This window comes from Shewanella sp. UCD-KL12, from assembly GCF_001957125.1.
Taxonomy (GTDB): Bacteria; Pseudomonadota; Gammaproteobacteria; order Enterobacterales; family Shewanellaceae; genus Shewanella.
In genome coordinates this window covers 1-15,364 of sequence record NZ_MPHJ01000014.1, presented here as the reverse complement: position 1 = coordinate 15,364, position 15,364 = coordinate 1, and the positions used below count along the sequence as shown (strand labels likewise).

Genomic DNA, 15,364 nt, shown 5'->3' with positions numbered 1-15,364 from the left:
ATGCAACGACACAATTCGCACCTGATTTTAGGTTTGGGAGCCACTGGGCTCTCTGTTGTGCGTTATTTGTGTGGCCAAGGTATCACGCCGCTTGTTATGGATAGTCGTGATAACCCGCCAGGTGCCCAACAGTTAGCTGAAGAGTTTCCGCAGGTTAACTTGATCACAGGCGGGTTCGATTGTCGATATTTAGTGCAAGCTAGCCAAATCATTGTGAGCCCAGGTATTGCTGTCGATACACCTGAGATCCGTGCTGCAATTGATATGGAAATTGATGTCATTGGCGATGTCGAGTTGTTTGCTCGAGCGATGAAAGATAGAGAGCCATGCGTAATTGGTATCACTGGGTCTAATGGTAAATCGACAGTGACAACTCTGGTGGGAGAGATGGCGAAAGCTGCAGGCATTAGCTATGCAGTTGGTGGCAATATTGGTATTCCAGCACTCACACTGCTTAACCAGAATATTGAGCTATTTATTCTCGAGCTATCAAGTTTCCAATTAGAGACAACACATACTCTTAATTGCATCGCTGCTACTTGTTTGAATATTAGCGAAGATCATATGGATCGCTACAGCGATTTAGAGGCGTATCGACAAGCCAAGCTTGCCATATATAGCCAAAGTAAGTTGGCCCTGTTTAATCGGGAAGATCTGCTTACCTTGCCTAACGATCCTATGAACCAAAACAGCTTTGGTTTAACTTCGCCTGTTAATGACGAGTGGGGCGTAAGCAATGGCGCTATCGTTCATGGATTGACTGAGGTGATCGCTTTGCAGGAGGTCGCACTGGTTGGTAGTCATAATCACGCTAACCTTATCGCTGCAATGGCGCTTGCTTATCAGGCTGGTATAGGAAAGGAGGCGATGATTGAAGTGGCTAAAACCTTTACTGGATTAGCTCATCGCTGTGAGTTGGTAGCAGTAAGAGGTGGCGTTTCCTATGTCAATGATTCTAAAGCCACCAATGTTGGTGCAACAGTCGCTGCGATTGAAGGGTTAAGAGAGCATCAAGGAAAAATAATTTTGATCGCAGGGGGCGATGGGAAAGGGGCTGACTTTAATCCTTTATCTTCAGTGGTTGCTGAGGTTAGTACGCTTATTACCCTTGGTAAAGATGGCGATAAAATAGCGTCACTCAAAGAGGGGGCAATTAACGTCGAGTCCATGGTTGATGCTGTAAATCAAGCGGCTAAGATTGCGACTGATGGAGATATCGTCCTTTTGTCGCCAGCATGTGCCAGCTTAGACATGTACAAAAATTTTATGGCAAGAGGGGATGACTTCCGCTTGTGTGTTCAATCTTTAGGGGTTGAGCAAGATGCAGAGGCATTAGTCAATGTCTAGCCCTGAGAGGCAACTTAACTTGTTTGGCTCTGCCGTTACTTGGCGGTGGCCTAACTTGTTTAAAGAAACTGAAGCACCAGGTATGCAACTGTATGACCGTGCTTTATTGTTTTCAATCCTCTCACTGATAGCCTTTGGTTTTGTCATGGTTATGTCTGCCTCTATGCCTGAGGCGCAAAGTTTAACGGGGAACCCATTTCACTTTGTAGTTAGACATGCTGCATACATCATAGGTTGTGTGATTATCGCCGCGGTTGTACTGCAGATTGAGATGAGTCGTTGGCAACAGTTGAGCCCGCTCCTCCTCTTAGTTGTGGGTATCATGTTAGTGGCAGTTTTACTCGTTGGGACAACTGTAAACGGGGCGACACGCTGGTTGAGTATCGGGCCTATTAGAATACAGGTCGCCGAGGTGGCTAAATTTGCATTTGCTATCTATATGGCTGGTTATCTAGTACGGCGACATGAAGAGATAAGAGATAATGCTAAAGGGTTTTATAAACCCATTGGCGTATTCGCTGTCTATGCGTTCTTAATCTTGATGCAACCAGATTTAGGCACAGTGGTTGTATTGTTTGTCGGCACCGTCGGCCTGCTATTTTTAGCCGGTGCGCGTTTGTTTGATTTTTTTGCCTTGATTTTGACTGGTGTGGGGGCATTTGTTGCATTGGTACTATTAGAACCCTATCGAATGCGGCGTGTGACTTCATTTTTAGACCCCTGGCAAGATCCTTTTGGCAGTGGCTATCAGTTAACTCAGTCTTTAATGGCTTATGGCAGAGGAGATTGGTTCGGGCAAGGGCTAGGTAATAGTATTCAGAAATTGGAATATTTACCTGAAGCTCATACCGATTTCATCTTCGCTGTTATTGGTGAAGAGCTTGGTTTTATCGGTATCATTTTGGTTTTATCTGTACTGTTTTTTATCTCTTTAAGAGCGATAAAACTAGGAAATTTGTGCATTAAGATAGATAAAGCTTTTGAAGGTTATTTGGCTTACTCAATTGGAATTTGGATCTGTTTTCAGACCGTTGTCAACGTTGGGGCAAGTATCGGTATTCTTCCCACTAAAGGGCTGACATTACCCTTTATTAGTTATGGTGGTAGTAGTTTATGGGTAATGACTGCAGCGGCGATGATCTTGATTAGAATCGATCATGAGCGGCGATTGAGCTGTATTCAGGCCATTCAAGGAAACAAAAATAAATGACAAGTGTCTCAGTGGAAAAACGTATTTTGATTATGGCGGGCGGTACAGGCGGGCATGTTTTCCCAGCGTTAGCCGTCGCTAAATTTCTAAGCCTGCAGGGCTGGAAGGTACGTTGGTTAGGAACTGCTGAGAGAATGGAAGCGAGGCTAGTTCCACAGCATGGCTTTGATATCGATTTTATCGATATCAAAGGTGTAAGGGGCAATGGCATAGTGCGCAAACTAGCTGCTCCCTTTAAAATTATGCGCTCAGTGATGCAAGCCCGTGAAGTGATCAATGAGTTTAAGCCTGATGTTGTGCTTGGCATGGGCGGTTTTGCGAGTGGGCCGGGAGGTGTCGCTGCAAAGCTATCTGGCATACCGCTAGTGTTACATGAGCAAAATGCAATCCCAGGGATGACAAACAAGCTGTTGTCTCGTTTAGCCAGCAGAGTGCTTTGTGCGTTTGAAGGCACGTTTGATCAGGTTGATGCTCAGGTTGTTGGTAACCCTATACGTAAAGAGTTAGTTGCGCTTGGCGATGTAGCTAAGCAAGAGTGCGATGACACGGCCCTGAAAGTATTGGTGGTCGGTGGCAGCTTAGGAGCAAAAGTTTTTAATGACCTTATGCCAGGAGTCACTGATGTTGTTAGCAAGACACATTCAATTACGGTATGGCATCAAGTCGGTAAGGGAAACTTACAATCTGTTAAAGGCGAATATCAGCATTTGGGTCAAGATGGCAGCGTAAAGGTTGCAGAGTTTATTGACGACATGGAGGCGGCTTACCACTGGGCTGACGTGGTCTTGTGCCGTGCAGGTGCATTGACGGTATCTGAGGTTGCTGCAGTTGGTCTGCCAAGCCTTTTAGTGCCTTACCCTCATGCGGTAGATGATCACCAAACTAAGAATGCACAAGTACTAGTTAATGCGGGCGGTGCATTTTTGTTACCGCAGACCATTCTAAGTGCCGACAAGCTAATTGGAAAATTACAAATTTTAGCCTCTGATAGAGCAGAGCTCTGTCGTATGGGGCAAAGAGCTAAAGATGTAGCGGTTATAGATGCGACTGAGAAAGTGGCTGACGTCTGTATCGAATTAGCGCAGAAGGATTGAGATGAGTAAGAACAAAGAGAAATATTCACAGTTAAGAAGCATTATCCCCGAGATGAGGCGGGTTAAGCATATCTATTTTATCGGTATCGGCGGCGCTGGTATGGGAGGGATTGCTGAGGTTCTAGTCAATGAGGGATATCGCCTTTCAGGCTCTGATATCGCTGAAAATACAGTAACTGAAAGATTAAGATCGTTAGGCGCTCAGATCCATATTGGTCATAAAGCTGAACAGATACATGGTGCAGATGTCGTGGTTGTTTCTACTGCCATTAATCAAGAAAACCCAGAGATAATCGCTGCCAAAGAGCTTCGGATCCCGATAGTACAACGCGCTGAGATGCTCGCAGAGTTAATGCGTTACCGTCATGGCGTTGCTGTGGCTGGAACTCACGGAAAAACAACGACTACCAGCCTAATTGCTAGTGTTTATGGTCAGGCAGAACGTGATCCTACCTTTGTCATTGGTGGCTTACTCAATAGCGCTGGAACCAACGCAAGACTGGGGCACAGCCGTTACTTAATTGCTGAAGCCGATGAGAGTGATGCAAGTTTCTTACATCTGCAGCCAATGGTTAGTGTGGTTACGAATATCGAAGCAGACCATATGGATACATATGGTGGAGATTTTGAAAAGTTAAAATCAACTTTTATCGATTTTCTACACAACTTGCCATTTTATGGTGTCGCAGTGATGTGCATTGATGATCCTGTGAACCGTGAGTTACTGCCGAATGTTGGCCGAAAAATTGTGACTTACGGCTTCAGTGAAGATGCCGATATTCGCGCTCTGAATTTTGAGCAGAAAGGTTATAGCAGCCAGTTTACGCTTAGGCGTGAAGGCGTAGAAGATATTCAAGTTGTCGTTAACCTACCTGGCGAGCACAACGTTTTAAATGCGCTCGCTGCAATTGCAGTCGCGACAGAAGATGAGATTGAAGATGAAGCGATAGTCCGTGCCTTGGCTGAGTTCCAAGGAATTGGGCGCCGCTTTCAGCAACTAGGTAGCTTTGTGACTGATAAAGGCGAAGTGATGTTAGTTGATGATTATGGACATCATCCTAGCGAAGTTGCTGCGACTATCAAAGCGGCGAAGTTAGGCTGGCCTGATAAACGACTAGTGATGATATATCAGCCCCATCGCTATAGCCGAACACGGGATCTATATGAAGATTTTGTAGAGGTGCTGTCTCAAGTTGACTGCCTCATTTTACTCGATGTATATGCTGCGGGAGAGGCGCCAGTGCCAGGTGCAGATAGTCGAGCATTATGCCGTTCTATCAGACAGCGTGGGCAGCTAGATCCTATTTTTGCTGCTGGAGTTGAGCAGTTAGTTAACTTGCTACCAGATGTACTACAAGAAGGTGACCTGCTCTTAACGCAAGGCGCTGGAAATATTGGTGCAGTATCTAAATTATTAGCACAGTCAAAATTGGGTTTTGAATTGTCAGGAATTGATTTAGAAAAGGTTTAATTTTGAACAGTATGCCATTGAAGAACATAGAGGTTTTGACCATCAGGTTTAGGTCTATATAATGACCGACTTTCTGTGGCGTATTTATGGGGGAACTCCCCAGATAAATAGTAAAATAGGACGGTTTTTTTAGTGTCTTGGGCTGAGATGGGTACTCGATGGAAGATAAGGCTGTCGCAGGTGGATTGGTACCTCTGCTCAGGTTTACTTTTCCTGCTCTTTGTTGTCTTAGGTTTATCTATGGCAGCTTGGAAGCTCAATCTGGTGCTTAATGATGCCGATGCTCTACCCATTGAAGCGGTAGCGATAAAAGGGGAGCGGACACATACCTCTGATGAAGAGATACAGATTGCTTTACAGGACTTGATGCAAAGAAGTTTTTTTTCTGCTGATGTAAATCAAGTGCAAGAGGCCTTAGAGGCTCTGCCTTGGGTTTACCAAGCCTCGGTAAGGCGAGAGTGGCCAGCTAAGTTAAAGATTTTTCTTGTGGAGCAGCAGGCCGTTGCTCATTGGAATGGCGATGCTTGGCTCAATAATTATGGTGAAGTCTTCGATGCGCCATATAAAGATGACATTGGACTTTTACCAAAACTCGCTGGCCCAGAAGGTCAGTCTAAAGCTGTATTAACGACCTATAAGCAAGTGAGTGAACTGCTGAAAATTAACAGCTTTAATTTAACAGCTTTAAGTTTAAGTCCAAGGCATGCTTGGCATGGGACATTGCAAAACGGAATCATGCTTGAGTTAGGCCGAGAAGATAAAATGGCTAGGATACAAAGATTTATTAATGTGTATCCCACGCTTGAAAAGCAATCTAAAGAGGTTGCAAAGGTAGATTTACGCTACGACACCGGATTAGCCGTAGGTTGGGCAAACGCACAGAAGAGAGCCAGTAAATAATGACCAAGAATCAAGATAGAAATCTGATCGTTGGATTGGACATAGGAACTTCAAAGGTTGCTGTGATCATAGGTGAAGTGCTGCCCGATGGTGAGATAAGTGTCGTTGGCTTAGGGACTCATCAGTCTAGAGGTATGGATAAAGGTGGTGTTAACGATCTTGATTCAATCGTTCGTAGTGTTCAGCGTGCATTAGATCAGGCTGAATTAATGGCCGATTGCCAAGTTTCATCAGTTTACTTGGGGATCTCTGGAAAGCATATCGCCTGTCAGAATGAGAACGGTATGGTGTCAATTAATGACGAAGAGGTGACCCAGGATGATGTTGATAACGTTATCCATACGGCTCGCTCGGTTAAGATACCGACAGAGCGTAGAATTCTTCATGTCTTACCTCAGGAATATGCTATCGACGTTCAGGATGGAATTAAGAGTCCTATAGGTATGTCGGGTATGCGCATGGAAGCTAAGGTTCATATCGTTACTTGTGCTAACGATATGGCTAAGAACATCACTAAGAGTGTAGAGCGCTGTGGTCTTAAGGTTGATGATTTAGTGTTTTCAGCGATAGCCTCCGCAGATTCAGTGCTAACCAATGATGAAAAAGATCTTGGGGTATGTCTGGTCGATATTGGTGGTGGTACTACGGACATCACTATATATACCAATGGTGCGCTAAGACATTGTGCTGTTGTGCCTGTAGCGGGTAACCAAGTGACTAATGATATTGCCAAGATATTCCGCACACCACTTTCTCATGCTGAGCAGATAAAGGTGCAATATGCTAGCGCAAGAAGCGCCATGGTGAGTCGTGAAGATAGCATTGAGGTTCCTTCTGTTGGAGGGCGCCCTTCGAGAACTATGTCTAGGCATACATTGGCCGAAGTGGTTGAACCTAGGTATCAAGAGCTTTTTGAATTAGTGCTAAAAGAATTAAGAGACTCAGGTCTCGAAGATCAGGTCGCTGCCGGCATCGTCTTAACAGGTGGAACATCTTCCATCGAAGGAGCGGTAGATGTAGCTGAAGCTACATTTGGCATGCCTGTGAGAGTAGCAACACCACTCCCGGTTAAAGGTTTATTTGAATATGTGGATCAGCCCATATATTCAACTGGAGTTGGCTTGTTACATTATGGAGCAAGAAGGGTGGTTGAACGTCAGTTTGAGCGTCCAGAACGACAAGGGGTAACCAGTCTTTGGAATCGGGTTCAAAGTTGGTTTAAAGGTGAGTTTTAATACCCAATACGGTAATTATTAATCATCAAAGTATTTGGTATTTCATAAATAACGCAGGCAAAACGGAGAGAAGACCATGTTTGAGATCATGGACAGTCATACTGATGAAGCGGTGATCAAGGTCATCGGTGTCGGTGGCGGTGGCGGTAATGCTGTAGAGCATATGGTAAAGCACAATATCGAGGGTGTTGAATTTGTTGCGACCAATACAGATGCACAAGCATTAAGAAAATCAGCAGCAGGCTCAACGATTCAATTGGGCCGTGATGTAACTAAGGGTCTAGGTGCGGGTGCAAACCCTGAGATTGGCCGCTTGGCAGCAGAAGAAGATAGAGAAAATATCAGGAATGCCCTTAAGGGATCTGACATGATCTTTATTGCTGCTGGTATGGGGGGGGGGACCGGTACTGGGGCTGCGCCTGTCGTGGCTGAAGTTGCTAAAGAAGAAGGTATTTTGACTGTTGCAGTAGTGACTAAGCCTTTCCCTTTTGAGGGCAAGAAGCGCATGTCATATGCTGACCAAGGCATTGAGCATCTTGCAAAACATGTTGATTCGCTGATCACTATTCCTAATGAGAAGTTATTAAAAGTATTAGGCCGTGGTACTTCACTACTCGATGCATTTGCTGCTGCAAATAACGTCTTACTTGGTGCGGTACAAGGTATTGCTGAGTTGATTACTCGCCCAGGTCTAATAAACGTCGATTTCGCCGATGTTAAAACTGTGATGTCAGAAATGGGTAATGCCATGATGGGCACAGGTGTTGCTAGTGGTGAAGATCGAGCTGAAGAAGCTGCAGAGGCTGCAGTAGCTAGTCCATTATTGGAAGATATCGACCTTGCTGGTGCTCGTGGTGTGTTGGTGAATATCACAGCAGGTATGGATATGAGCATTGAAGAGTTTGAAACAGTGGGTAACCATGTTAAAGCTTACGCTTCAGACAATGCTACTGTTGTAGTTGGTGCTGTTATCGACCCAGAAATGAGCGATGAGCTGCGAGTCACTGTTGTTGCAACCGGTATTGGTGCAGAGAAGAAGCCTGATATCCAATTGGTATCTAAGCCTGCTCCACGTCCAGAGCCTGTAGTTGCACCAGAAGTGCGCGTTGAGCCACAGCAAAGCGAAGAGCTTATCCAACCTGTTGTTACTGGTAATGTTGCTCCAGCGGTACAAGTTGCTCAAACTCCAGCGCCAAAAAATGAAACTGACTATTTGGATATTCCTGCTTTTTTACGTAAACAAGCAGATTAATTTAAGTATTTTGCTGTGGTTTAACTAAATCTTTACCAAGGTTTTGTTAGGTGAATTTTGGTTAATTTGCAAAGGTATGCTAGCATATCCGACCAGCCACGCCTGTGTTTCGATTTTTTATCGACATAGGTTGAGTGCTTTTTTGTTGATTTGAACAGGTAAGACAATGATTTTTCAAAGAACTGTTAAAGAAATGGTAAAAACCACCGGTGTAGGGTTACATTCCGGTAATAAGGTGACTTTGAGTATCAAGCCTGCGCCAGTTAATTCAGGGATCGTATTAGTGCGCACAGACTTGGAGCCTGCAGTGTCTATCCCTGCTAAAGCTGACCTTGTCCGTGAAACCACTATGTGTACGGCACTAGTTAATGATGATGGCATACGCATCTCGACGATTGAGCATCTTTTTGCTGCGCTTGCAGGTTTAGGTATCGATAATGCCGTTATTGAGGTCGATGCCCCTGAGATTCCGATTATGGATGGCAGTGCCAGTCCATTTGTTTTCTTACTGCAATCAGTAGGGATTCAGGAACAGGCTGCTGCAAAGAAATACTTAAAAATTACTAAAACAATACGTGTAGAAGATGGTGACAAGTGGGTAGAGTTAAAGCCTTTCAAAGGTTTTAAAGTAAACTTTGCTATTGACTTCGATCATCCAGAGATTGCCCGTAGTCAACAACATATGGTGATGGATTTTTCATCTTCAGCTTTTATTCGAGATATTAGTAGAGCTAGAACGTTTGGCTTTATGCGTGATATTGAGTATCTACGTGCTAACAATTTAGCACTAGGCGGAAGTATGGAAAATGCAGTTGTGCTTGACGAATATAAGGTCCTTAACCCCGATGGCCTGCGTTATGATGATGAGTTTGTTAAGCATAAAATCTTAGATGCCTTTGGCGATCTATATGTTGCTGGATATGCAATCGTTGGTGAGTTCTGTGCGTATAAGACTGGGCACGCGTTGAATAATCAATTAGTTCGTGCCTTGTTGGCTCAACAAGATGCTTGGGAGTTGGTTAGCTTCGAGAAGGAAGATGAAGCTCCAGTGAGTTTCTCAGTCCCAAGTGGAGCAGTATTCGCTTAAGTAGCGAATTATGATTGCCTCGAACGGCTGGCTAAAGCAGCCAGCCGTTTTAGTTTAAGTCCCAAAGACCCCTCAGTATGTTCAGCTAGTGCCTCGATATGCTCTGCAGCGGTTTTACTTATCTCATTGTGATTCTGTTTAGACTTTGTTGCATAGAGAAAGAGACTCGGGTTGACTTTAACTTCGATAGCGGACAGCATAGGTAGCGTTTCAGCTTGTAGTTGCTGCAATATTTTGGCTTTTTGGAAGTTTATTCTTGCTGCCCAAGCTGCAGTAGTCGTTTCAATAACAAGAACACCCTGGCGGAGATTGGCAACTTTTAGTTGCTTGGAGACTGGGCCTGTTAGCACTTGCTTGACGTAATGATCCAAGTGCAAAAGAAGTTCTGCTTTTTCAGCAATGTTTGGCAATTGCCCATTCTGATGCAGTAGTTGGCTTAGGTCCTGAGGGGGCTTTTTCATATGATAATAAAATGGCTTAATTAGGCTATGAGTGTAACAGTTTTTATTCAAGGTCGAAATGGCGCCACAAGATGGCAGCCCGGTAAGCGTTGGTTACTACTGCCCATGTTGCTCATTGCAGCTGGCACGAGTTTATATCAGCATAATGCCAAACAATTTCTACAACAGCAGACTCAAGCTGATAATGAACGCCTTGCTCGTGAAGAGCATAAGAGCGAACTTATCGAGCTTAAAGAGGCGACAGAGTCGCAGCTTGCAACGCTAGTGACTCATGTTGCTCGAATGCAGGCGAAAGTGACGCGCTTAGAAGCTATGGGTCAGCAAGTTGCCAAAAATAATCAACTAGAAGATCAATTTGATTTCTCTTCCGAGGTTGGTGTCGGTGGCCTAAGTGAGTTAGGTACAGACATCGAGCTTGATCAGCTTATCCTAGATATGGATAGGCTAGTTTCACGAATAGATAATAATAATGTTCAACTTTCAATACTTGAAACTGTTTCATCTAATCTCCATATAGATGAAGAGCGTTATATATCTGGGCGTCCTATCCGTAAAGGATGGTTATCGTCGCCCTACGGTTTACGTAATGATCCCTTTAATGGCCGCAGAACGATACATAAAGGTATCGACTTTGCCGGTAAAGAGGGCTCAAATGTGATTGCAACAGCTGCTGGTGTAGTCACTTGGTCAGGAAAAATGTTTGGTTATGGTGAGTTAATAGAGATCGATCATGGTAATGGTCTCAGAACTCGCTATGGACATAATAAAACTCTGTCAGTAACTGTGGGTGATGTCGTCGCCAAAGGCGAGAATATTGCTAAAATGGGAAGCACTGGTCGTTCGACTGGGCCCCATGTGCATTATGAAGTGTTGCGGGGTGGACAACAGATAGATCCGCAGAAGTATGTCTACCGCAAAGCAGGTTAACTTAAAAATAGGCTCTCAGACTCGACAGGGACTAGGCCAACAACATAAAAAGTGGTTCAGATGTTTGGTAAAATACTGACAAAATTATTTGGTAGTCGCAACGATCGTACGCTTAAGTCTTTAGGTAAAGTTGTTACAAAGATCAATGGACTTGAAGATGAGTACCTAAAGTTAACTGATGATGAGCTTAAGGCAAAAACGTCAGAGTTTCGTGACCGCCTTGATGGTGGAGCAACATTAGATGATGTTCTGCCTGAGGCTTTCGCTGTTGTACGCGAAGCTTCAAAGCGTGTCTTCGATATGCGTCACTTTGATGTGCAAATGTTAGGTGGCATGGTTCTAGATAGTAACCGTATTGCTGAGATGCGTACGGGTGAGGGTAAAACTCTTACTGCGACACTGCCTGCTTATCTTAATGGACTCACCGGTAAAGGTGTTCACGTCATTACTGTGAATGACTACCTTGCGGCTCGTGATGCGGAGAACAACCGCCCACTTTTTGAGTTTTTAGGTCTTACAGTCGGTATTAATGTCGCGGGTCTTGGTCAGCAAGAGAAGAAAGACGCCTATAATTCTGATATTACTTACGGAACTAACAACGAGTTTGGTTTCGATTACTTACGTGACAATATGGCTTTCTCGCCACAAGAGCGAGTACAGCGTCCACTGCATTATGCATTGATTGATGAAGTCGATTCGATTCTTATCGATGAAGCACGAACGCCACTGATCATTTCAGGTGCAGCAGAAGATAGCTCAGAGCTTTACACTAAGATCAATACGCTTATCCCTCACTTGGTACGCCAAGAGAAAGAGGATACAGAAGAAGAGATTGGTGATGGCGATTACTCAATCGATGAAAAAGCCAAGCAAGTTCATATGACAGAGCGTGGCCAGGAAAAGGTCGAAGTACTTCTTACTGAGCGCGGCATGTTAGCTGAAGGTGATTCACTATATTCAGCTTCAAATATCTCACTACTGCACCATGTTAATGCAGCTTTACGTGCACATACTCTATTTGAAAAAGATGTAGATTATATTGTGCAAGACAATGAAGTTATTATTGTCGATGAGCACACTGGCCGTACTATGCCTGGTCGTCGTTGGTCAGAAGGCTTACATCAGGCCGTTGAAGCTAAAGAAGCGGTTAATATTCAAAATGAGAACCAAACTTTAGCATCAATTACATTCCAGAACTTCTTCCGTCAGTATGAGAAGTTAGCTGGTATGACAGGTACTGCAGATACCGAAGCATTCGAATTTCAACATATCTATAACCTAGACACTGTTGTTATACCGACTAACCGTCCTATGGTTCGTAAGGATCATGCAGACTTGGTATTCCTAACACCTGATGAAAAATACGCAGCAATTATTGAAGATATTCAAGGCTGTCGAGAGCGTGGTCAACCAGTACTAGTAGGTACAGTGTCAATTGAGCAATCTGAGTTATTAGCTCGTTTGATGAAACAGCAAAAAATCCCACATGAAGTATTGAATGCGAAGTTCCACGAACGTGAGGCTGATATTGTTGCACAGGCAGGTCGTAAAGGCGCTGTTACTATTGCTACCAATATGGCAGGTCGTGGTACGGATATCGTCTTAGGCGGTAACTGGGCAATAGAAGTTGATGCTTTAACTAATCCAACAGTTGAGCAAAAAGCTAAGATAAAAGCGGATTGGCAAGTTCGACATGATGAAGTTGTGGCTGCGGGCGGCCTTCATATTCTAGGTACAGAGCGTCACGAGTCACGTCGTATCGATAATCAGCTTCGTGGTCGTTCAGGTCGTCAAGGTGATGCTGGTTCATCACGTTTCTATCTATCTATGGAAGATAGCTTGATGCGTATCTTTGCTTCAGATCGTGTTTCTTCAATGATGAAGAAGCTTGGTATGGAACAAGGTGAAGCGATCGAGCACCCTTGGGTCTCTCGTGCTATTGAAAATGCGCAGCGCAAGGTTGAGGCTAGAAACTTTGATATTCGTAAGCAACTGCTCGAGTTTGATGATGTTGCGAATGATCAACGTCAAGTTGTTTATGCTCAGCGTAATGAGTTGATGGATGCTGAAAGTATCCAAGACACAATAGTCAACATCCAAGAAGATGTTGTTAATGGCTTAGTCGACCAGTATATCCCGCCACAGTCAGTTGAAGAGTTATGGGATGTTGCAGGGCTTGAGAAGCGACTAGAGCAAGAGTACGCACTTAAGATGCCTATTCAAGAGTGGCTAGACAAAGAAGATGATTTGCACGAAGAAACACTTCGTGAGCGTATTGTCGAAACTTGGGTTAACGCATATGCAGCTAAAGAGGAGATGGTTGGTGCGCAAGTACTACGTCAATTCGAGAAAGCCGTGATGCTACAAACCTTAGATGGTCTTTGGAAAGAGCATTTAGCGGCGATGGATCACTTACGTCAGGGGATCCACTTACGCGGCTACGCACAAAAGAATCCTAAGCAAGAGTACAAGCGTGAGTCTTTTGAGCTATTTCAGCAGATGCTAGAAAGTTTAAAACATGACGTTATTAGCGTTATGTCAAAGGTTCAAGTTCAAGCTCAGTCAGATGTTGAAGAGATGGAGGAGCGTCGTCGTCAAGAGGAAGCTAAGATCCGTCGTGATTACCAACATGCAGCCGCAGACAGTTTAGTTGGCGCTGAGGAAGCTGAAGCATTAGCTGCTCATACACCAACAGTCCGTGACGGAGCTAAAGTTGGGCGTAATGACCCATGTCCTTGTGGTTCAGGTCGCAAGTACAAGCAATGCCACGGTAAGCTATCTTAAACTGTGCATGATATGTAATTTAAAGCCGCTCTAACTAGAGCGGCTTTTTTATATCTATATCCGTAAGATTAATAATCTTCATAGTAAATGGCATAAACGCTATAGCAAGCTAAACTGTGTGCTACTTAAGCAATATTCAACCATCTGTGGATAAAGCTGGGGGTAACCAGTTAGTTCTGTACGTAGAGTGTGCAAGTGAATAAAAAGATCATTATTCTTGAAAAAAGCGCTTGCGATCAGAGCTGAGTTCCCTATAATGCGCATCCACTGACACGGCAAAGCAGTCTTATTTAGCGATAAGCTTACTAAGATGAAAAGCAGTCAGGGCAACGAGTTAAGCGATTTTAAAAACATTTTAAAAAAGCACTTGACGCCAACAACGGGAAGTGTAGAATACGCCTCCTCAAGCCAACGACCTAGCGTCTTATGGCTGCATCTGAAAGATGATGCAACGCTCTTTAACAATTTATCAAGTAATCTGTGTGGACATTCACAGGTGTTGAGTTATTCGAAATTGTCTCTCACGAGACAATCAAAAATTTAACTCAATGTAACGATGAATGTTCATAGCAATATGTACAAACGTTTTTAAGATTCTTCCGAGTCTTCTAAACGAATCAGAATTCATTGAGCCGTTCTTCATCCTTAATCGGGTGAGAACAAAAAAGGTGCTTGCACCTTTGCTGTCGAGCGGCGGACGGGTGAGTAATGCCTAGATATCTGCCTAGTCGTGGGGGATAACAGTTGGAAACGACTGCTAATACCGCATACGCCCTACGGGGGAAAGGAGGGGACCTTCGGGCCTTTCGCGATTAGATGAGTCTAGGTGGGATTAGCTAGTAGGTAAGGTAATGGCTTACCTAGGCGACGATCCCTAGCTGTTCTGAGAGGATGATCAGCCACACTGGGACTGAGACACGGCCCAGACTCCTACGGGAGGCAGCAGTGGGGAATATTGCACAATGGGGGAAACCCTGATGCAGCCATGCCGCGTGTGTGAAGAAGGCCTTCGGGTTGTAAAGCACTTTCAGCGAGGAGGAAAGGGTAGTAGTTAATAACTGCTATCTGTGACGTTACTCGCAGAAGAAGCACCGGCTAACTTCGTGCCAGCAGCCGCGGTAATACGAGGGGTGCAAGCGTTAATCGGAATTACTGGGCGTAAAGCGTACGCAGGCGGTTTGTTAAGCAAGATGTGAAAGCCCCGGGCTCAACCTGGGAATTGCATTTTGAACTGGCAAACTAGAGTCTTGTAGAGGGGGGTAGAATTTCAGGTGTAGCGGTGAAATGCGTAGAGATCTGAAGGAATACCGGTGGCGAAGGCGGCCCCCTGGACAAAGACTGACGCTCAGGTACGAAAGCGTGGGGAGCAAACGGGATTAGATACCCCGGTAGTCCACGCCGTAAACGATGTCTACTCGGAGTTTGGTAACTTAGTTACTGGGCTCCCAAGCTAACGCATTAAGTAGACCGCCTGGGGAGTACGGCCGCAAGGTTAAAACTCAAATGAATTGACGGGGGCCCGCACAAGCGGTGGAGCATGTGGTTTAATTCGATGCAACGCGAAGAACCTTACCTACTCTTGACATCCAGAGAATT

Annotated in this window: 11 protein-coding genes and 1 rRNA gene; 11 read left to right on the top strand and 1 reads right to left on the bottom strand. The window is 44.6% G+C overall.

The features are described from left to right. The 8 genes from murD (at position 1) to lpxC (ending at position 9,596) form a co-directional block, all read left to right on the top strand. Positions 1–1,347, top strand: coding sequence for a UDP-N-acetylmuramoyl-L-alanine--D-glutamate ligase (gene murD, locus BM736_RS19130; protein ID WP_076415126.1), 1,347 nt, complete (start codon positions 1–3; stop codon positions 1,345–1,347). Then, positions 1,340–2,557, top strand: a complete 1,218-nt coding sequence (ftsW, locus tag BM736_RS19125; protein ID WP_076415124.1) for a cell division protein FtsW — start codon at positions 1,340–1,342, stop codon at positions 2,555–2,557. Before murD ends, ftsW begins: the two co-directional genes overlap by 8 nt. Further along, on the top strand, positions 2,554–3,651 hold the full coding sequence (gene murG, locus BM736_RS19120; protein WP_076415123.1) for an undecaprenyldiphospho-muramoylpentapeptide beta-N-acetylglucosaminyltransferase: 1,098 nt from the start codon (positions 2,554–2,556) through the stop codon (positions 3,649–3,651). The genes ftsW and murG overlap by 4 nt, the downstream gene beginning before the upstream one ends. 1 nt (position 3,652) lies before the next feature. Continuing rightward, entirely contained in the window at positions 3,653–5,122 is a 1,470-nt protein-coding gene (gene murC, locus BM736_RS19115; protein ID WP_076415121.1) for a UDP-N-acetylmuramate--L-alanine ligase, read from the top strand. 132 nt (positions 5,123–5,254) lie between these two features. Continuing rightward, on the top strand, positions 5,255–6,022 hold the full coding sequence (locus tag BM736_RS19110) for a cell division protein FtsQ/DivIB (RefSeq protein ID WP_143562443.1): 768 nt from the start codon (positions 5,255–5,257) through the stop codon (positions 6,020–6,022). Continuing rightward, a complete protein-coding gene (gene ftsA, locus BM736_RS19105) occupies positions 6,022–7,257 on the top strand; it encodes a cell division protein FtsA (RefSeq protein ID WP_076415119.1) in 1,236 nt (411 codons plus the stop codon). Before BM736_RS19110 ends, ftsA begins: the two co-directional genes overlap by 1 nt. 76 nt (positions 7,258–7,333) lie before the next feature. Continuing rightward, positions 7,334–8,509, top strand: a complete 1,176-nt coding sequence (ftsZ, locus tag BM736_RS19100; protein WP_076415118.1) for a cell division protein FtsZ — start codon at positions 7,334–7,336, stop codon at positions 8,507–8,509. Between the two features lie 166 nt (positions 8,510–8,675). Further along, the gene (lpxC, locus tag BM736_RS19095; RefSeq protein WP_076415116.1) at positions 8,676–9,596 is read left to right on the top strand and encodes a UDP-3-O-acyl-N-acetylglucosamine deacetylase; all 921 of its coding nucleotides are present in this window, start codon (positions 8,676–8,678) and stop codon (positions 9,594–9,596) included. Positions 9,597–9,604: 8 nt separating this feature from the next. On the opposite strand, the gene BM736_RS19090 is transcribed toward lpxC, so the two are convergent. Continuing rightward, positions 9,605–10,057, bottom strand: a complete 453-nt coding sequence (locus BM736_RS19090; RefSeq protein WP_076415115.1) for a DUF721 domain-containing protein — start codon at positions 10,055–10,057, stop codon at positions 9,605–9,607. A 27-nt stretch (positions 10,058–10,084) separates the two neighbouring features. On the opposite strand from BM736_RS19090, the gene BM736_RS19085 reads away from it, so the two are divergent. From BM736_RS19085 to BM736_RS19075, 3 genes are all read left to right on the top strand, one after another. After that, on the top strand, positions 10,085–10,984 hold the full coding sequence (locus BM736_RS19085; RefSeq protein ID WP_076415113.1) for a peptidoglycan DD-metalloendopeptidase family protein: 900 nt from the start codon (positions 10,085–10,087) through the stop codon (positions 10,982–10,984). Between the two features lie 60 nt (positions 10,985–11,044). Further along, a complete protein-coding gene (gene secA, locus BM736_RS19080; protein ID WP_076415111.1) occupies positions 11,045–13,768 on the top strand; it encodes a preprotein translocase subunit SecA in 2,724 nt (907 codons plus the stop codon). Positions 13,769–14,352: 584 nt separating this feature from the next. Then, positions 14,353–15,364 (top strand): 16S ribosomal RNA (locus BM736_RS19075); the annotation flags it as partial.